Source organism: Bacillus spongiae (assembly GCF_037120725.1).
Taxonomy (GTDB): Bacteria; Bacillota; Bacilli; order Bacillales; family Bacillaceae_K; genus Bacillus_CI; species Bacillus_CI spongiae.
This window is the reverse complement of sequence record NZ_JBBAXC010000009.1, coordinates 1-19,054: the sequence shown is the minus strand read 5'-3', so window position 1 is coordinate 19,054 and position 19,054 is coordinate 1. Positions and strand designations below refer to the sequence as shown.

Below are 19,054 nucleotides of genomic sequence, written 5' to 3'. Positions count from 1 at the left end.
AAAGAGGTAGATCATGATGAAAAAAAACTTATTATTTGTCATTGATTCATTAGACGTAGCTGGAGCTGAAAAGAGTTTAGTAACGCTATTATCCTTGTTAGATTATAAAAAGTATAACGTTGATCTTCTGTTATTTTCTCATGGGTCATTGCTTGAAAAGCTAGTGCCTAAAGAAGTAACGATATTACCGCCATTAAAATATACTAAGTTCTCAAATTTAAGTGTAAAAAAATCACTACAAACGGCGGTGAAAAAATCAGAATATAAGATGCTTTATGCAAGGTTTCGCTATTCCGTTATGCTTAGAAGCAACAAACATAGCAATATAGTAAAAGCAAGGTTATTCTGGGAAAGTGTCGGAAATGTGATTGAGGAACTACCGAAAAAATATGATATTGCCATTAGCTATGCTCAAGGCATTCCGACTTATTTTGTTGCAGAAAAAGTAAAGGCAACGAAGAAATTTGCTTGGGTTAATGCAAGTTATCATTTGAATAAAAAAGAGAGACAGTTCCAACTGCCGTATTATGAAAAATATGAAAAAATTGTTGCTGTATCTGATACAGCAAAAAATATTTTACTCGAAGTATTTCCAGAGTATGCAGAACGTATAAAAGTCATTTATGATATAAACAATCCTATTTTTATAAATGATATGGCTAAAATAGGAAAAGGGTATTCAGATGATTTTTCAGGAATAAAAATTCTAACAATTGGAAGGTTATCTCAGTCAAAAGGGTATGATATTGCCTTAGAGGCATGTAAGCAACTTAAAGAATCTGGTGTCAATTTCAGGTGGTATGTGTTAGGGAAAGGACCTTTAAAACACGAAATTGAGGAATTTATTACCGAACATGAATTGACTGATCACTTTGTCTTATTAGGGGTTAAGGCAAATCCATATCCTTATCTGCTAAATGCTGATTTTTACGTTCAAACATCTAGGTTCGAAGGATTTGGATTGGCCATCGCGGAGGCCAGAATGTTAAATATCCCTGTGGTTACAACGAAATTTGATTCTGTATTTAATCAAATGAAAGATGGAAAAAATGGATTAGTAGTAGAGATGAATGCGAATGGTGTAGCGTCTGCAATTGTAAAACTAGTTGAAAATCCAGAATTGAAAGAGAATATTAAGCAATACTTGAGATTAGAGAAAAAGGGTAATATTGAAGAGATTCAAAAATTTTATCAATTGATAAGCTAATAAAAAGGTGAATTTTATTGAAGAAAAAAATTGTTTTTATGGTGATCGATATGAATATTGGTGGTACGGAAAAAGCACTGCTTAATATGATATCGGAAATGCCTCAAGAAAAATTTGATATTACGATTTATATGTTAGAGAAAAGGGGTGGATTTTTACAGTCTATTCCCGATTATGTTCACATTAAATATTTAACAGATTACGCCAAGGTTAAGTCTCAACTAACTTTGCCTCCTTTTCAAATAGTCGAACAGTTAGTGAGGAAAGGAAGGTGGATGAAAGGCATACACTTCGCATTTATCTATTTGCTCTCTAAGCTGGTAAATGATCGGGGGTTGCTTTATAAATATATTCTTAAGGAATATCCTAAAGATACAACCGAGTACGATATAGCGGTAGCTTATGCTGGTCCAATGGATTTCATTAGTTTTTTCGTATTAACTAAACTAACGGCAAAAAAGAGAATTCAGTGGATTCATTTTGATGTAAACAAAATAGGATTTAATAAAAAACTTGCTGCAAAATTATATCAGAATTTTGACAAAATATTTGTGGTGTCAGATGAAGGGAAAGAAAAATTAAGCAATGTAATCCCAAATGTAAGGCATAATATAGATTCGTTTTCTAACATTGTGTCTTCAGAGTTAGTGAGAGAACTCTCCGATAAGGGATCAGGGTTTGTGGATGATTTTGATGGAATAAGAATCTTAACAGTTGGAAGGTTAAGTAAAGAAAAAGGACAGGATTTAATTATCCATGTGTTAGCAAAATTAAAGGAATTAGAATACAACGTTCGATGGTATTGTATCGGCGAAGGTAGTGCAAGAAAAGAATATGAACAACTTGCAAGAGAATTGAATGTAGAGGATGACTTTATATTACTAGGTTCCAGTGCTAACCCGTATCCTTATATGAAATATTGTGACCTATATGTTCAACCATCGCGTCATGAAGGGTATTGTATTACCCTTGCTGAAGCTAGATGTTTCCACAAACCAATTATCACGACAAATTTTACTGGAGCTAACGAACAAATAACACATAATGAGACTGGATTAATCGTAGAGTTTGATGAAAGCCAATTGTTAAATGCTATAAGAATGATATTGGATAGGCAGGAATTGCAAAAAACGTTTAAAAGGAACTTAATGAAAGAACATATAGACACTTCAAATGAGTTAGATAAAATCTATAAATTTGCTAATGAATCTTAAAACTTCCACAGGAAATAACATCCTTCTTGTGGAAGTTTTATTTCATTCTACCAATTTGGAGGCCACCTATGAAAAAAGTGCTAATAATGGTTTCGAGTATGGAAATAGGAGGGGTTGAAAAGTCACTTCTTAATCTATTGTCCTCAATACCAAAGGGAAAATACGATATTACTCTATTGCTATTAGAGAAAAAGGGAGGCTTTTTAAGCTATGTTCCAGATTGGGTAAAGGTTAGAGAAGTTGATTGGTATAAACAAATTAAGCCAATTATTATGCAGCCTCCCCAAACGACCATTCATCAATATTTCATAAAAAAAGACATATTAAAAATTCCTGGATTTTTATGGGGCTATTATATTTCTAAAAAGCTTGAAGATAGAAGTATTTATTATCATCAAGTATTTAAATCGATTGCTAATGAACCACTAGCTTATGACGTTGCTATTTCATACCAAAGTCCTACGGATATTTTGGACTACTATGTTGCGAATAAAGTTATAGCTAAAAAGAAGATTTCCTGGATTCATTTTGATGTAACAAAACATAAAATTAATCAAAAGCTTTACAGTAAGCTTCATAAAAATTTCGAAAGAATTTTTGTTGTGTCGCATGAAGCTAGAAAAAAATTAATTCAAAAGCTCCCAGACAATAAAGAGAAAACAGAAGTATTTTTTAATTTAATTTCACCTAATTTAATAGAACAAATGTCAAGAAATCAGGTTGATTTTGATGAGCAATTTGATGGAATGAAAATTGTTACAGTAGGACGGCTATCAAAAGAAAAAGGGCAAGATCTTGCAATAAAGGTGTTATCAAGATTGAAAAAGACGGGCTATAACGTGAAGTGGTATTGTGTAGGAGAAGGGAAAAATCGAGAAGAATATGAACATTTAATCAAGGAGTATGATCTAAAGAATGAATTTGTTTTATTGGGCGCTACTCCAAACCCTTATCCGTATATCGCAAAGGCAGATATCTATGTTCAAACTTCTAGGCATGAAGGATACTGCCTTACACTAGCGGAGGCAAAATGTTTACATAAACCTATTATTACAACCAATTTTACAGGAGCTAGAGAGCAGATAATTCATAATCAAAATGGACTGATAGCTGAGTTTGATGAAGAGGATTTGTATATAAAAATAAAAGATCTTATTGAAAATAAACAAAAAAGGGAAAAGCTGATAAGAAATGTATCTTTGTCAAAAGTCAATACGAAATTAGAAGTTCATAAACTGTTTACATACATTGAGGGGGAAAGTGAAGTGTATGAAACCAAGGATTAGTATTATAGTACCCATTTATAATGTTGAACAATATATTCATAAATGTATAGATTCAATTCTTGGGCAAACATTTACTGATTTCGAACTTATCCTTATCAACGACGGATCACCTGATAGGTGTGGAATGATTTGTGATGAGTATGAAAGAATAGATTCTAGAGTAAAGGTCATTGAATAACCATTTCTATGAAGTCATTAGACTAAAAAAATTCCCACGAAATGTAAAGCTCTTGCTTTTTATCACAAAGCTACATCCGATGCTGTATAGATTACTAATCAAACAAATATTAATAAATAATAGAAGCGATTAGAAATGACGTATACTAGCTTACTTTCATTACACCCTATCAATTCTATCCATGAACTAAAATGGGCCTAACTATACTGTGGTGTAAGGCAAGTAAAAAATCTTTATTAATTCTGGAATAAGTAGAAATTAATTAGAATAGGATAATGAAAAATGAGGACGAAGCATTCATTAAATAATATCTTTATAGGAATTATTTCACAATTAGTTATAGTTATTCTAGGCTTTATTTCTCGTAAAATATTCCTAGATAGTTTGGGGATTGATTACTTAGGGATAAATGGATTATTAACAAATGTATTGTCGATGTTGGCCCTTGTAGAAGGTGGCATTGGTTTAAGTATTGTTTATAATTTGTATAAACCTTTAGCTGAAAAAGATCAAAAAAAAGTCATTGCTTTAGTGCAACTATATAAAAAAGTCTATGGGTATTTAGCGGTTATTATTTTAATCATTAGTATTTGTTTATATCCATTTTTAGGTGGATTAATAAAAGATGATAGTTCCATTTCAAATCTAACAATGATTTATTTTTTATTTATTGCAAAGAACTTATTATCTTATTTGAATGCGCATAAATGGTCTCTTATTTATGCGGATCAACGAGGATATGTACTAGATAGAATGAACCTTCTATTTCAAGTAATAACGACAATCGCTAAAATTATTATTTTGATTGTTACAAAAGATTTTATTCTTTACTTGATAATAGAATTTTTGTTGTACGGTGTGCAAGTGATTGTGAATGGAAAAATTGTAGATAGAAGATACCCTTATATTAGAACAAAGGTGAAATATTCTTTAGATGAGGAAACAAAAACGAATATTAAGACAAATGTAAAAGCCTTATTTTTACATAATATTGGTGGCTTCCTTGTGTTTGGGACCGATAACCTATTAATTTCCTCATTTATCGGTTTAGCAACAGTCGGTATTTATTCAAATTATACGATGATTATTACGCAACTAAATGCATTTGTAAAGCCAATACTTGGAGGAGTGGGTGCGAGTATTGGAAATTTAATCGCTACAGAAGGTAGTGAAAAGAATTACTTTATCTTTCAAATTACATACTTAGTAAATTTTTGGATTTATTCTACGTGTGTAATTTTCCTATTCAATCTTCTTGATCCTTTTATATCATGGTGGTTTGGTAGTGAGTATGTCTTTACAGATCTTATACTTGTTTTTATTTTAATTAATTTTTATTTAACTGGTATGCGAACTTCTATTGCTACATTTAAAAATAAGGCTGGGCTGTTCAAACAGGATAAGTATGCTCCTTTAATTGAAGGAGGCATTAATTTAATTTCATCGTTAATTCTCGTTAAATACTATGGCCTAGTAGGCATATTTATAGGGACGACTTTAAGCACACTGTTAACGGTATTTTGGACACAACCGATTATTGTGTATAAGCATGTTTTTAAAAAGTCTTTTGTTTTCTATTATCAGAAATATTTTCTATACCTTCTAATTGGAGGGGTGGCTTTTACTATTACGACTGCTGCTTGCCAAGCTATTGTATTTGAGCAAGAGTTATTAACATTGGTTGTGAAAGGGATAATTAGTCTTTTAATCCCTGCAATCATTTACGGGGTAGTCTTTTTTAAGACGGAGGAATTAAAATATATGATCCAGTTTTTGAAAAGACAACCATTCTTCTCTAAGGTCGTGTTGGTATTAAAAAAGAGTAATTTAAAGGTAGAAAAATCATAACATTTACGAAATTAATTTTTATCTAAAAATTATATAATTATAGTATTGCGTTCTTTTATTAAATGTAGTATTGTTCTTTATATAGAACGAATTGATTCGGTTTTTCTTTTTGGGGTTCATGTTCTTTATAAAGAACTATAGTGACCTGAGGAAAGAATGACTTGGGGGTTAATTATTCATTGAAATGTACGATTGTACATACATTATTATTGGCAGCGTTAGTATCTAATATGCTTATCATCTGGATTTAATCAAGCTCTCTTAACCAAGAATCATAATATGCTAGCGTAAAATATTGGTGAGGGAATAGCATTATAGTTACTTCATTTTGTTGAGTTTGCGGTATGATACCTGCTATTAATTGGTTATTTTTCCTCATTTAAAAAATAATGAAATCAATCGAGTTATATACACTAGTCATTTCGATTAGATATGCTTCAATTGAAGAGGTTCATCAATATTTTGTACCATTTCGTTCGTTATTACTAAATGACTTTAAAAAGAATAGTATTAAGAATTATCTATCATAAAAAGTATGTAGTTGGAAGAAATAGAGTTAAAATTGTTCTCTATAAGAAATAGTATTGTTAAGGGGGAGGGATATATACATGAGTGCCATTACAGGAATCTATCATGAAAATAGTCATTTACTCAATATAGAAGACATAAATAAGATGATGGTCTCACTAGAGAAGTTTCCCTCTGATGATATACAAGTTTTGAAGATGAACAATCTCTTCTTTGGCTGTCACGCACAGTGGATTACGCCTGAATCTGTAGGAGAGCGTCTACCTTTTTTTAATCAGGAAAAACAATTGGCAATCACGGCTGATGCAATCATTGATAACAGAGATGAACTTTTTGATCGTTTGCAAACAGACAGAGCGATAAGAAAAGGGATACCTGATAGCCAATTGATTTTGTTAGCGTATGAGAAATGGGGAGAAGAGTGTCCTAATTACCTAATCGGAGAATATGCTTTTATGATTTGGGATGAAAGGGAGAAAAAGCTGTTCGGCTCGAGGGATTTTGCCGGAAGTCGTACTCTGTATTATGTTTATTCAGAGAATTGCTTTGCTTTCTCAACGACCTTAGCTCCTCTATTTGAGCTATCTTTTGTTAAACAACAGCTCAATGAGGAGTGGATTGCTGAATTTCTCATTATTCCCGATATGTTTAATACTGTTGATACTTCTTCAACCGTGTATAAACATATTCAACAAGTACCACCATCACATTCCATTGCCTTTCAAGATGGGAGAATGAATCTTAAAAAACATACTCCTTTACAACCAAAAGAAAGACTCATCCTTCAATCAAACGAAGAATATGAAGAGGCTTTCAAAGAAATATTCGGACGGTCCGTCGCTGATAGACTACGTACGAATCGGAATGTAGGGGCATATTTAAGTGGTGGATTGGATTCAGGCACGGTGGTTAGTTTTGCTTCGAAAGAATTAAGAAAAGAAAATAAACAAATACATACCTTCAGCTATGTACCCGTTAAGGATTTTGAAGACTGGACGCCACGTTCACGCGTCGCTGATGAAACACCGTTTATTCAAACGACCGTTAAGCATGTTGGGAATATTCAAGATCATTATCTTGATTTTAAAGATAGAAACCCCTTTACTGAAATTGATACTTGGCTAGAAACAGTTGAGATGCCTTATAAGTTTTTTAATAATTCCTTTTGGATATATGGCATTTATGAACAGGCAGCTAAGCATGATATTGGAATGCTTCTAAATGGAGCTCGAGGAAATTGGACGATCTCTTGGGGGTCATCAATTGATTATTATGGAAGGTTATTAAAAAAACTAAAACTACTAACTTTTTATAAAGAGATTAATCATTACGCCAGAGTAAAAAGAATGGGAAGAAAACAGCTTTTAAAAATGGTTACTCGGAGTGCATTTCCCATTATAAACGAATGGCTTACACTCGATAATCAGTTTTCATTTCCTCAATTTATTAATTCTGATTTTGCTAAGAAAACAAATGTCGCTCAAAAGGTAAGAGAGCACGGGATAGATATTACAGGAAGAAGAATACCTGGAGCAAGCAAGGCAAGAGAGGAACAATTTAAGCAATTATTTTATTGGGGGAATGGTGTAAGTGACACCAATCTATCGTTACGATTCTCTTTGTGGAGACGTGATCCAACAAATGATTTGCGTATTATTCGCTTTTGTTTATCATTGCCAGATTCTCAATTCGTTCAGAATGGAATAGAGCGCTCGTTAATTCGTCGGTCGACCGTTGACTATTTGCCAGATGAAGTTCGTTTGAATCATCGGTACCGTGGAGCACAAGGTGTAGATATTGTTCATAGAATGATGCCGAATTGGTCCGAGTTTACTAGTGAGCTAGACCAATTAATGAACGACACATCCATTTCTCAGTTTATTGATACAAAAGTATTACGCAAGTCATTATGTAATGTAAGGGAAAATCCTAGTCCTGATTTGGCTTTGCACGAGGATTTTAAAATTCTGATGCGCAGCCTAATTTTATATCGATTTCTAAAAAAACGTACTTGAAAGGGGGTGAAATAATGAAAAAGAATTGGGAAACACCAGAATTAGAAATTCTATCAATTGATATGACAATGGCAGGTCCTGGACTTCGTTGGGTAGATGACTATCAAAATGACCCAGATATCGAGGATAACGATCACTTTAGCTAAGAATTGTAGTACAAATGGCTCTACTTTACTAATTAAGCCCTTATATTCTATATGTATATAGGGGCTTAATAGTAAGCATATCGAAGATTATCATGGAGTGATGAATATGGTCGACACAATGACTAAAGCGACTTATAAAGCTTTTGGAATGGTAATCGAAAGTGAAATCCCACTTCCAGAACTAAAAGAATATACATTTTTTGAAGAAAGCTATCATGCAGATATTGATATAACGATAGCAGACTTAACCGAACGCTGGAACGAGATTGGGATTGAAGGGAAATTTATCGTTAAGGAAAAAGAGGTCCTATTTCATATAAAGAATACTGCCATTTTTGGTGTCTTAAATGGAAATAGTATAATTGTTTCTCCATCTCTTCATGCTGATTACGATAAAATTCGTCTTTATGTACTTGGTACTTGTATGGGAATTCTACTGATGCAAAGAAGAATATTACCATTGCATGGAAGTGCGGTTGTAATCGATGGAAAAGCTTATGCTATTGTCGGTGAATCAGGAGCAGGAAAGTCTACTTTAGCTGCTACTTTTATAGATAATGGATACCCACTATTAAGCGATGATGTGATAGCTTTATCCCATTCCTTAAATGGGGAAATTACAGTAGCCCCATCGTACCCACAACAAAAGTTATGGGAAGAAAGTTTGAAGAAATTAGAGATGCACCCAAATGAATTTAAGCCTTTATTTGAAAGAGAAACAAAATATGCAATTCCAGTAGCCTCTAATTTTTATGACGGTGAGTCGTTACCCCTTGCAGGTGTATTCGAATTAGTGAAATCGGAACAAGATTCTATAGAATTAACTCGAATCGACAGTCGTTTAGAAAAACTGCCAATTTTACTGCATCATACTTATAGAAATTCTTTTTTAAAGGGCTTAAATCTTTTAGAGTGGCATTTTGATATGACAGCGAAATGTGCTCATCAACTAGAAGTTTATCGAGTGAAGCGACCACTAACTAAATTTACTCCATTCGAATTACAATCCTTACTATTAAAAACGATAAAAGGGGACTTAATCGATGATGAAAATTGAAAAACTTACTACTAACGACAGTATTAAACAAGTCGAGGGCAGTATTGTTAGCGATATGAATGGAGAGAAAGTAATGTTAAGTATCTCTAATGGAAAATATTATAATCTAGGGGATGTCGGTGGGAGGATTTGGGAATTGATTGATAATCCGCTTCCTATTTCGACATTAGTGACCAAGCTAATGGCTGAATATGAAATATCGAAACAGGAATGTGAAGAACAGGTGTTATCATTTTTAGAATTATTAAGACAAGAACAATTAGTCATTGTAGTGTAGCGTTAGGTGAAAAGTACATGAAAAAAATAGCATTGTTTTTATCTTTAAATAATAAAACAAAATGGATTTTTATTGAAGCTTTCTTCTATTTGGCGTTGGGTAGAATTATGAAAGAGTTACCATTTAAAAAAGTAGCTCCTTCATTTGGTCGTCATATGAAAGAGTCACCTTTTGAACTAGAAGGGGTGAATGTGAAAAAAGCAAAGCAAGTCTCTCAAGCTATTCATATAATGAGTCGTTATACTTTCTGGGAAAGTCAATGTTTAGTGAAGGCTATTGCTGGAATGAAGATGATGAAGAGAAGAAAAATAGAAACTACCTTATATTTAGGTACAGCAAAAGACGAAGAAGGAAAAATGATTGCGCATGCTTGGTTAAGAAGTGGATCCATTTATATTACTGGCTATGAAGAGATGAAACGATTTACAGTCGTCGGAACATTCCAGAATAAAGCTCATTAAAGATTGAAGGTGAAGGTTAATGGAAAACAAGTTGAGGCTTGATTTAAACAATGTAAAACAAGAATTGAAATTGCTTATAGAAATATTAAAATTTGATAATGGTCATACTCCTTCTTCTTATAAGTCTGATCGTAGTATTGATTGGGAAACATTTTTAAGCCTCGCAAAGCATCACCGTATTTATCCACAGATTTTCTTAAAGGCAGACGAAAATCAGCAAATTCAAATTCCGTCTCAAATTATCAACCGATTGAAGAAAGCATACCAAAAAAACACGATAAAAATGCTACACCTTACTCATGAAATGGAGAGTTTAAATAGCCTTCTGCTAAAAGAGAATGTAAGAATGCTATTTTTAAAAGGCCCTGTTTTAGCTGATGACCTTTACGGAGATATTTCTCGCCGAACTTCTAGTGATATCGATGTCCTAATCCCAATAGACGAATTAGATCGAGTCCATGATTTATTAGTAGATTGTGGGTATGTGAAAGATGATTACATTTCAACAGTATTAAGTGATTGGAAATGGAGACATCATCACGTTGCTTATTTTCATCCTGAAAAACGCGTGAAACTTGAAGTGCATTGGAGATTAAATCCTGGTCCTGGACCTGAACCGAATTTTAATGATTTGTGGAATAGGAAGAGAGTTAGTAATATTACACCATCTCCAAGCTATTATCTTGGAAGAGAGGATTTATTATTATTCCTTATCTCACATGGAGCTAGACATGGTTGGTCTCGATTAAGGTGGGTCGTTGATATACATCAATTATTTCAAAATCAATCTGAAGAGCTGGATTGGACCCTTATTTTTAAACTTTCAAAAAAATACTATTCTTATCAAATAGTTGGCCAAGCATTATTACTATCAGCCAATCTTTTTGGAACGGAATTAAATAAAGAAATGGATCCGCTAATAAAAAGTAGAAAAGCCGTTGAATTAAGTCAAAATACTGTATTTTATTTTGAGAATATGGTCAATTTACATACCGAACCTTTACCTGAAGAAGTAGCAAAATATCATAAACGTTATTTATTTTTATTAAAAACATTTAGACAAAAGACTTTATTTATTTTAAGTTTTTTATTTCCATATTCCGATGATGCTGACACATTACCTTTACCGAAAAGCCTCCATTTTTTGTATTTTCCTTTGCGACCATTTCTCTGGTTTTGGAGGAAGACGAAGAAACTTCATGCTTTAAATAGGGGGATATAAATGAAATCCTTACTATACTTCACTAAAAGGTTATACTCTTTTTCAGGGAAAATATTGATTATCAATCTGTTAGGCATGGTTTTAATCAGTATGCTAGAAGGAGTTGGTATTCTACTGCTAATTCCAATGTTAAGTGTTAGTGGGCTTATGCCAACGGATTCGGACATTTCAGCCCTCTCCGAGTTATTGAGTTTTATCACAAAAATACCGCCATCTTACTCATTAATTTTTATACTAACGATTTATTTTTTTATTGTTGCAGGACAAGCCATGTTGCAACGAAATATTACTAGAAGGAACGTGAAAATCCAAGTCGGGTTTATAAACCATTTAAGAATGGAAGCGTTCCGTGATGTATTACAGTCAAACTGGCACTTCTTCTTAAAGCATCGGAAATCGGATCTCATCACCTCACTTACGACTGAAATAGGTCGAGTGAATGGGGGGACGAGTATGTTCCTACAATTACTGACATCTATTATTTTTACCATTATTCAGCTTGGCATTGCTTTTTGGTTATCACCGTCCTTGACGATATTAGTATTATTTTCTGGAGTCGTTTTAGCTTTCTTATCTAGAAATTTTATAAAAAAATCAAAAAGTATAGGGAGTCAAACTTCTAAAATTGGCAGAGAGTATTTAGCTGGTATAACGGATAGTTTTAACGGCATTAAAGATATTAAAAGTAATTCTTTAGAGAGTTCAAGAAGCCGATGGTTAAAAGGATTGAGTGAAGAAATTGTAAAAGAACAAAGTGAATTAGTAAGAGTTAAAACAAACTCACAGCTTTTATATAAGTGTTCGTCAGCTGTCATTATAGCCGTTTTTATTTTTTTATCTATTAATATGTTTCGCAGTCAACCTGAACAATTGTTTTTAATCATTATTATTTTTTCTCGACTCTGGCCTAGATTTACAAGTATTCAAGCGAATATGGAACAACTTGCTACCACTATACCTGCTTTGGTCATTATCGAGGACCTTCTTCATCAATGTAGGAAGGCAAATGAATTTCCGCTGAAGCAAGGTACAGATAAAGTAATGCCATTAGCTGTTTCGGATAATATTGAGTTAATAAATGTAAATTTCCGTTATAATATAGATGATTCCAAGTATGCTATTAAGAATTCAAATGTAAAATTTCCAGCTAATGCAATGACTGCTATTGTAGGTCCTTCGGGCGCGGGGAAAAGCACATTAATTGATATTTTAATGGGGCTTAATCGGCCTGAAGAAGGGAAAGTGTTTATAGACGGTACCTTACTAACGGACGAAAAATTAGTTTCACTAAGGAAAGCAGTCAGTTATGTTCCACAGGATCCTTTTTTATTTAATGCATCCATCCGTGATAATTTGCTTATGCTTGAGCCGAATGCAAGTGAGGACGAACTTTGGGAGGCTTTGCACTTCTCAGCTGCTGCTGATTTTGTTAAGGGACTTTCTAACGGTATAGATACCGTAATTGGTGATAGAGGAATAAAACTATCAGGTGGAGAAAGGCAAAGGCTAGTCTTAGCAAGAGCAATATTAAAAAAACCGTCTATTTTGATACTAGATGAAGCAACAAGTGCACTTGATAGTGAAAATGAAGCAAAAATTCAAGAAGCAGTTGAAAAATTGAAGGGGAAAATGACGGTTATTGTCATTGCTCATCGTTTATCTACTATTCGAAATGCAGACCAAGTAGTTGTTTTAGATAAAGGGAAGATTGTTCAAATAGGAGGATTTTCTCAATTGGCAAAAGCAAAAAGAAGTTTGTTTAGTAATTTGCTTGAAAAACAAACGGGTATCACAGTTTAAGTACTTCAATTTATAGAAGTGTGTTTCTTTATATGCACCTTTTAGGCATGGAGAAAGGTCTTGAAAAGAATACCCCCTCAATATCAAACTGACTATTGGGGGGATTCTGTATGATTGTATTTAATTAAGCTTTTCAAAGCTATTAATTTTTGTAGAGAAGAAATAGGCAATTAGAAAAAGTAGAATATATACCCAAAAGGAATATCCGCTTCTCCAGTAAACAGGCTCATAAAATCCAATAAACTCTAATAATGGTTCTCCGATAAATGCTGCACTTCCCCCCCATATGACCCCTTTAATTAATGGGTTTGCTTTTGGCTTTATTTGAAGAGTAAAGAGCAAGCTGACTGGTATAATTGTAATATCCCATGGAATAAATTCCGGCGTAAATGGAGCAAACTTATAACGGTAATACCAAGCCCCTGTCAAAATCCCAATGGAATCCAAAATAATTGAAATGAGTGTAACGAAGAAAACACCAAATAATAATCGAGCAGCACTTCTTTTAGGTTTAAAAAAATACCAAATAATCCATGGAGCAAAAGTAAGGAAAATTAATAGCCACCACATTGGAGTGAAAAGGACGTACCCGTACCACCCTTCTTTTATTAAAACGTATGTGTTTTCCATAGATTTATAAGTATCAAGTAACAGCTTTTCGTAGTCAGCCTGTTGTTCCATAATTCTCTCCTTCCACTAAGGTAACGGTGTTCGATGAATATCTTTACTATTTATCACCAATTTGGCAATAAATCATTACAACTTCATATAACAAACGGTAAAATAAAAATGGAGTATATATTGTAAAATTTTTCTGTTATTTCCTAGTAAGAAAAGCTATTATTGAAAATAGGGATTTTTTGTAGGAGAGATTAGTATGCCAATTATGTTGCTAGATAATAGTCAACCGATACACTATCAATTTCATGAATGTAATGCAGATCATGCTGAAACCATTTTATTAGTTCATGGCTTGGGAGTGGATATGAATATTTGGGAGCCCATTATTGAGTATTTACTGCCTAACTATCATGTGCTTAGATATAATCTTCCTGGACACGGTACAAACCAAAAAGAACATGGGCAAGAGAAATGGACATGGGATTTTTTAACTGAAGAATTAGAGGCTATTTTAAATAAATTGCAATTACAACGCGTACATTTTGTAGGATACGGTGGAGGAGGCAATTTCGGTATTGAACTGGCTACAGTAAATAAACCGTACATCCAGTCACTTACCTTAGTTTCAACGCCCATTTTTTACCCACATGATCTAGGTGAAAGGGAATTTTACAAACGGGTTAGAGCTTTTAAACAAGGAAAGAAAGAATTTATAAACAGCATTATCCCAAATCTTTTTTATTATAAAGATGAGAGAAACATAAAAAAAGTTGTGAATATGCTCAAAGTAGTTAATGAAAATGATTATTTACAATTTTATCGATTATGTGGGGAAAGTGTATTAAGTTATTCTTCGAAAAAATTTAAAAGCATTTCTGTTCCAATTTTTAATGTAGTTGGTGAATATGATCCACTTTATCCACCAAAGTTGCACTTATTAGACATAAAGTATTTAACAGATGATCGATTTTTAATTGTTCCTAATGCTTCAAGCGCGATTATGATGGATCAAAGTGTGCTTCTCGCTCATTGGATTCGTGATTTTATTCATAAAGTAACACAGAAACAATATATTTCACTGCCCAAATCAGAATTTGGTGAAAAAATTGCTAAAGATTTGGAGAGTATCGTTGATGCAGGTATTCATCAGCTTCTTAGTAAAAATGTCATACAGGTTTCTTTCGTATCGACATTCTCGGTGAAGATAAATGGTCAATATGTTATGGGGAAATGGAATCAAAGGAAAGCAAAACAAATCTTTAGCTATATAGCTCTTCATAAAAATGTGACAAGAGACCAATTATTCGATATTTTTTGGCCTGGTTTAGAATTAAATAAAGCTAGAAATCAGCTTCGAGTTTCCTTGAATCATATTAAGGCGATACTAGAGGAGCATACAGGTAATGAGGTTGATCAATATTTAATGATTGAACGTGAAGGAATTTCTTTAGCAGTACGAACAAAAGTAGATTATGTACAGTGGTTAAATTGGTTTCGTAAAGTTGATGAATTTGAAAATATTCAACAGCACGTTAATGAAATTATTGAGGAGTTACACCTTCTACCAGATTCACTGTTTCCTAGTTTATATGATGAATGGGCATTAGAGCTTCGTACAAAACTTGAGAGTAGAGTTATTGAACTCTGTGAAGAATTATTGGATTGTAACCTAACTACTGATCAATCTATTGATATATTAAAAACGCTTATTAAATATCATCCTGCGGAAGAATTGTATTTTGATCAAATGATATATTTATTACAAAAAGAAAAAAAAGATATTGAAGCGGAATTTTATGAAGAGAAAAGGAAAGCTCTTTTATTAGATAAAGAAAATGTAAATAAAATGTGAAGAAAGTGAAAAAATTAAAAAACCTCATTCTTTTTCGAATAGAATGAGGTTTTTGTAATGTTAGTGTAATGGTCAATGTAGTAAGGTGAGAGTAACTTTAATTTCATGACGTGAATCAGGAGGTATAATATGGAAAAAATAAAGCTACAAGATCTTGATCAAGATAAAATTGACCAATTAAAAGCAAGTGTTAAAAATAATACATATACAGATGACGATTTTAAAGTATTGTTTGAAATATTTAAAAAATACGACAATGACATTAATTTGTACCAAACGAAAAAAATATGTGAATTTGTTCAATATTTACATGCTGTTAGACGTGAAGACAGGCTGGAGTCTGTTTTAATTCAATTTATAGAGAATATGGTTCCGCAAAGAAGTCATAATCAGTTAATGGCTAATAGCTTTAGCTATATAATCGGTGCATGAAAGTAAATACAATATATTTACGATATAGGCTTGTGAATAGTTTAGTTCGTAAACATACTCACCATAATGATCCAAATTTTGTTAGTATGTTTTTATGCTATTCATAACAGAGGAGTGAAAATAAATAATAGAGTATGTTAGAAGAGTTAAATTTCTATCTGTAGAAGTTAAAAAGCTTATCTCATGTAATGGTTATGTAATCATCACTCTCCTTTAATTACTAAGAAGGATGATTAATAAGGTACATAAGAATGTCACAATGGTCACCATTACATTTCAATAGATCATGAGAAAATAGGAAATATTTGTTTTTTCTTCGGAAATAATTATTGCTGTACATGTAACAATTATTTTCTATAAAAAATGCTGTTGCGTAATTATATATCAATAGGACGATAGTTCACCAATGATAGAACTTAAGATAATTGGTTATTAGCTAAGTTAGAAGTGCAAACAGTACAAAACAATCAATTTAGTAGTACAGTAAAAAATCCTCTATTCACAAATTCCTCGACTATGCGCTACTCTTAGAAAAACGCTGCTTTCAGTAACAAAGCAGCTATAATTAGTACAATATCCTTCCCTTGACCGTTCCCAAAATAGTGAAAATGTTTAATTTATACAAGTAGTAAAGTAAATTAGATCAAAGAAGATTAGTAGATATTGAATTTTATGTTCAGAATAGTGTAAATTTAGAAGAAGTGTATTCCCTAAATAATTATTTGTAAATGGAGAGGTTGAAGTCTATGAGAGAAGACAAGAAAGTAAACCCTATTATCGCTTTATGGGTTGGTGTAATTGCGGTCTCAACTTCTGCAGTATTAGTGAAAGCTTCTTCTGCTGAAGCGGGGGTTATTGCTTTTTATCGCCTGTTTTTTACGATTGTAATAATGTCTCCGGTCTTTTTGTTTAAATACCGACATGAACTCAACTTAATCACCAAGAAAGATTGGCTCTTTTCTGTAATATCGGGAATCTTTTTAGCATTTCATTTTATTCTTTGGTTTGAATCGCTAAATTATACTTCTGTAGCTAGTTCTACAGTGCTTGTTACACTGCAGCCACTATTTGCATTTGCAGGAACATATCTATTCTTTAAGGAGGCAATAAGTCTTAAAGCAATCGTTGCAGGTGGTATTGCTATAAGTGGTAGTATCTTAATTAGTTGGGGTGACTTTAGAATTAGTGGTCTAGCTTTATGGGGGGATATTTTAGCCTTACTCGCTTGTGCCCTTGTCACTGGGTATTTGTTATTTGGACAACATGTTAGAAAGCGCCTATCCCTGACAACGTATACATTTGTTGTCTATAGTATTAGTTCTGTCGTCTTATTTTTTTATGTGTTAATCAAGGGCGAGAATTTTATCTCCTTACCTAAGGAAGATTGGGTATATTTTTTGCTTTTAGCTATCGTCCCTACTTTATTAGGTCATACCCTCTTTAACTGGTCGTTAAAATGGATTAGTACCTCGACGATTTCAATGGCCATTTTGTTAGAACCAGTAGGTGCTTCCTTGTTAGCTTATTATTTCTTGGCTGAGACTGTATCATACTATCAAGTGCTTGGTGGAGGAATTATCATACTGGGAATAGCGATATTTTTAATAGATGAAAGAACAGCTAGGAAAAAACGAGAAACCTCATTTACTAAAGGAGAGAAAGATGATTATTCGAAAGGCGCAGTCTAGTGATGGAGAGGGTATTGCAAAAGTACATGTAGAAAGTTGGCAAACCACTTATCAAGGAATATTGCCACAGTCATATTTATCCACTTTAGATGTGGATAATAAAATAAAAATGTGGAGGAACATATTAGCACATTCTCACCATACTTATGTTGCAGAATGCGAAGGGAGAATAGTAGGGTTTGCTAGTTTCGGTAAGGGCAGGACGAATATTGCTGATGCTGAATTATATGCCATTTATTTATTACAAACTCATCAAAAAAAGAAAATAGGGCAGAAACTTCTCCATTATGCTATTTCTATATTATTGAGCGAAGGGTACAAATCATTATTTACATGGGTGGTAAATGAGAACTCTTCTATTCAGTTTTATAAAAAACTTCAAGGAGATCTAATAAAAGAAAAGCAGGTAGAAATAGGTGGAAAATTATTAATTGAAACAGCAATCGTGTGGGAAGATCTGCAGCAGTTGCAAAATGTTCTCTCAATTGATTAAATAATAGACAATTTAATTAAGAAACCAATAGCACATGAAAGAAAACGACACAGCCATAGTGGTCGAAAAAATAAATGTTCCACCATGGACTTTTTCGGTAGAATCGAAAATCCTTAGAGCTTCAATGTAAGAATAGCAAAATAAATAGATAGCCGAGATGTACGATATATAAAAAGCGAGCAGAGTTAACATCATCAATCTCCTTTCAATAATATGGTTTTTACTAGAGTTATGCTGGGATTGAAAAAATATGATAGAAAAGATAGTAATGAAAAAATATTAAAAAGACTATTGCAAGGTTCATATATTCGTGATATATTATTACTCGTCCGAAAGATTCCATGAAAAAATGAAAGAGATTAAAAAAACTTTTTCAAAATAATGATTGACTTCTTTTGGAGGGTATGGTAAATTATAAAAGTCGCCTCGGAGCGATAAACATTGAACTTTGAAAACTGAAAAGACGAAACGTCAACGTTAATTCTAAAACGTAAGAACTTAGTTCTTACACAAAACATGAGCAAGTCAAACTACTTTTATGGAGAGTTTGATCCTGGCTCAGGACGAACGCTGGCGGCGTGCCTAATACATGCAAGTCGAGCGGACTGATGGGGAGCTTGCTCCCCTGACGTCAGCGGCGGACGGGTGAGTAACACGTGGGCAACCTACCTATAAGACTGGGATAACTTCGGGAAACCGGAGCTAATACCGGATAATCCTTTTCACCTC

General features: G+C 33.1%; 17 protein-coding genes, 1 rRNA gene and 1 pseudogene. 18 read left to right on the top strand and 1 reads right to left on the bottom strand.

All coding sequences use genetic code 11. The features are described from left to right. Positions 1-13: 13 nt before the first annotated feature. The 13 genes and pseudogenes from WAK64_RS11790 to WAK64_RS11735 all read left to right on the top strand — a co-directional run bounded on the left by WAK64_RS11790 (position 14) and on the right by WAK64_RS11735 (position 13,239). A complete protein-coding gene (locus tag WAK64_RS11790) occupies positions 14-1,207 on the top strand; it encodes a glycosyltransferase (protein ID WP_336587180.1) in 1,194 nt (397 codons plus the stop codon). Between the two features lie 17 nt (positions 1,208-1,224). Continuing rightward, a complete protein-coding gene (locus WAK64_RS11785) occupies positions 1,225-2,421 on the top strand; it encodes a glycosyltransferase (RefSeq protein WP_336587179.1) in 1,197 nt (398 codons plus the stop codon). Positions 2,422-2,489: 68 nt separating this feature from the next. Next, entirely contained in the window at positions 2,490-3,707 is a 1,218-nt protein-coding gene (locus WAK64_RS11780) for a glycosyltransferase (RefSeq protein ID WP_336587178.1), read from the top strand. After that, a pseudogene (locus tag WAK64_RS11775) lies at positions 3,691-3,879 on the top strand (glycosyltransferase family 2 protein); the annotation flags it as partial. The gene WAK64_RS11780 and the pseudogene WAK64_RS11775, both read left to right, overlap by 17 nt. A 288-nt stretch (positions 3,880-4,167) precedes the next feature. Continuing rightward, positions 4,168-5,733 carry a lipopolysaccharide biosynthesis protein gene (locus tag WAK64_RS11770; RefSeq protein WP_336587177.1) on the top strand — a complete coding sequence of 522 codons (1,566 nt, stop codon included), beginning with the start codon at positions 4,168-4,170 and terminating at the stop codon, positions 5,731-5,733. Positions 5,734-6,122: 389 nt separating this feature from the next. Beyond that, complete coding sequence (locus WAK64_RS22430) at positions 6,123-6,263, top strand: VanZ family protein (protein ID WP_419465936.1); 141 nt, start codon at positions 6,123-6,125, stop codon at positions 6,261-6,263. A gap of 78 nt (positions 6,264-6,341) precedes the next feature. Next, on the top strand, positions 6,342-8,276 hold the full coding sequence (locus WAK64_RS11765; protein ID WP_336587176.1) for an asparagine synthase-related protein: 1,935 nt from the start codon (positions 6,342-6,344) through the stop codon (positions 8,274-8,276). 14 nt (positions 8,277-8,290) lie between these two features. Then, on the top strand, positions 8,291-8,422 hold the full coding sequence (locus tag WAK64_RS11760) for a paeninodin family lasso peptide (protein ID WP_336587175.1): 132 nt from the start codon (positions 8,291-8,293) through the stop codon (positions 8,420-8,422). Between the two features lie 106 nt (positions 8,423-8,528). Then, a complete protein-coding gene (locus WAK64_RS11755; RefSeq protein WP_336587174.1) occupies positions 8,529-9,479 on the top strand; it encodes an ATP-binding cassette domain-containing protein in 951 nt (316 codons plus the stop codon). Continuing rightward, positions 9,466-9,756, top strand: coding sequence for a lasso peptide biosynthesis PqqD family chaperone (locus tag WAK64_RS11750; RefSeq protein ID WP_336587173.1), 291 nt, complete (start codon positions 9,466-9,468; stop codon positions 9,754-9,756). Before WAK64_RS11755 ends, WAK64_RS11750 begins: the two co-directional genes overlap by 14 nt. 17 nt (positions 9,757-9,773) lie before the next feature. Next, positions 9,774-10,217 (top strand): lasso peptide biosynthesis B2 protein, encoded by a 444-nt coding sequence (locus WAK64_RS11745; protein ID WP_336587172.1) that lies wholly within the window; start codon positions 9,774-9,776, stop codon positions 10,215-10,217. A gap of 19 nt (positions 10,218-10,236) precedes the next feature. Next, the gene (locus tag WAK64_RS11740; protein ID WP_336587171.1) at positions 10,237-11,439 is read left to right on the top strand and encodes a nucleotidyltransferase domain-containing protein; all 1,203 of its coding nucleotides are present in this window, start codon (positions 10,237-10,239) and stop codon (positions 11,437-11,439) included. Further along, positions 11,440-13,239 carry an ABC transporter ATP-binding protein gene (locus WAK64_RS11735; protein ID WP_336587170.1) on the top strand — a complete coding sequence of 600 codons (1,800 nt, stop codon included), beginning with the start codon at positions 11,440-11,442 and terminating at the stop codon, positions 13,237-13,239. It abuts the gene before it with no gap. Between the two features lie 120 nt (positions 13,240-13,359). Here the strand turns inward: WAK64_RS11735 and WAK64_RS11730 are convergent, their stop codons facing one another. Further along, positions 13,360-13,920 carry a CBO0543 family protein gene (locus WAK64_RS11730; protein WP_336587169.1) on the bottom strand — a complete coding sequence of 187 codons (561 nt, stop codon included), beginning with the start codon at positions 13,918-13,920 and terminating at the stop codon, positions 13,360-13,362. A gap of 196 nt (positions 13,921-14,116) precedes the next feature. Here WAK64_RS11730 and WAK64_RS11725 point away from each other — a divergent pair, with 196 nt between their 5' ends. The 5 genes from WAK64_RS11725 to WAK64_RS11705 form a co-directional block, all read left to right on the top strand. Continuing rightward, positions 14,117-15,712, top strand: a complete 1,596-nt coding sequence (locus tag WAK64_RS11725) for an alpha/beta hydrolase (protein WP_336587168.1) — start codon at positions 14,117-14,119, stop codon at positions 15,710-15,712. 129 nt (positions 15,713-15,841) lie between these two features. Then, positions 15,842-16,144 (top strand): hypothetical protein, encoded by a 303-nt coding sequence (locus tag WAK64_RS11720; protein ID WP_336587167.1) that lies wholly within the window; start codon positions 15,842-15,844, stop codon positions 16,142-16,144. Positions 16,145-16,890: 746 nt separating this feature from the next. Further along, positions 16,891-17,832, top strand: coding sequence for a DMT family transporter (locus WAK64_RS11715; protein WP_336587166.1), 942 nt, complete (start codon positions 16,891-16,893; stop codon positions 17,830-17,832). Then, positions 17,807-18,325, top strand: coding sequence for a GNAT family N-acetyltransferase (locus tag WAK64_RS11710; RefSeq protein ID WP_336587165.1), 519 nt, complete (start codon positions 17,807-17,809; stop codon positions 18,323-18,325). Before WAK64_RS11715 ends, WAK64_RS11710 begins: the two co-directional genes overlap by 26 nt. Positions 18,326-18,860: 535 nt before the next feature. Then, positions 18,861-19,054 (top strand): 16S ribosomal RNA (locus WAK64_RS11705); the annotation flags it as partial.

Excerpts from the sequence above, each read along its gene's own strand:
- WAK64_RS11750 (WP_336587173.1), top strand. The coding sequence starts at position 9,466 with ATGATGAAAATTGAAAAACTTACTACTAACGACAGTATTAAACAAGTC.
- WAK64_RS11730 (WP_336587169.1), bottom strand. The coding sequence starts at position 13,920 with ATGGAACAACAGGCTGACTACGAAAAGCTGTTACTTGATACTTATAAA.
- WAK64_RS11715 (WP_336587166.1), top strand. The coding sequence starts at position 16,891 with ATGAGAGAAGACAAGAAAGTAAACCCTATTATCGCTTTATGGGTTGGT.
- WAK64_RS11755 (WP_336587174.1), top strand. The coding sequence starts at position 8,529 with ATGGTCGACACAATGACTAAAGCGACTTATAAAGCTTTTGGAATGGTA.
- WAK64_RS22430 (WP_419465936.1), top strand. The coding sequence starts at position 6,123 with ATGAAATCAATCGAGTTATATACACTAGTCATTTCGATTAGATATGCT.
- WAK64_RS11710 (WP_336587165.1), top strand. The coding sequence starts at position 17,807 with ATGATTATTCGAAAGGCGCAGTCTAGTGATGGAGAGGGTATTGCAAAA.
- WAK64_RS11770 (WP_336587177.1), top strand. The coding sequence starts at position 4,168 with ATGAGGACGAAGCATTCATTAAATAATATCTTTATAGGAATTATTTCA.
- WAK64_RS11760 (WP_336587175.1), top strand. The coding sequence starts at position 8,291 with ATGAAAAAGAATTGGGAAACACCAGAATTAGAAATTCTATCAATTGAT.
- WAK64_RS11790 (WP_336587180.1), top strand. The coding sequence starts at position 14 with ATGATGAAAAAAAACTTATTATTTGTCATTGATTCATTAGACGTAGCT.
- WAK64_RS11735 (WP_336587170.1), top strand. The coding sequence starts at position 11,440 with ATGAAATCCTTACTATACTTCACTAAAAGGTTATACTCTTTTTCAGGG.
- WAK64_RS11765 (WP_336587176.1), top strand. The coding sequence starts at position 6,342 with ATGAGTGCCATTACAGGAATCTATCATGAAAATAGTCATTTACTCAAT.
- WAK64_RS11780 (WP_336587178.1), top strand. The coding sequence starts at position 2,490 with ATGAAAAAAGTGCTAATAATGGTTTCGAGTATGGAAATAGGAGGGGTT.
- WAK64_RS11725 (WP_336587168.1), top strand. The coding sequence starts at position 14,117 with ATGCCAATTATGTTGCTAGATAATAGTCAACCGATACACTATCAATTT.
- WAK64_RS11745 (WP_336587172.1), top strand. The coding sequence starts at position 9,774 with ATGAAAAAAATAGCATTGTTTTTATCTTTAAATAATAAAACAAAATGG.
- WAK64_RS11740 (WP_336587171.1), top strand. The coding sequence starts at position 10,237 with ATGGAAAACAAGTTGAGGCTTGATTTAAACAATGTAAAACAAGAATTG.
- WAK64_RS11720 (WP_336587167.1), top strand. The coding sequence starts at position 15,842 with ATGGAAAAAATAAAGCTACAAGATCTTGATCAAGATAAAATTGACCAA.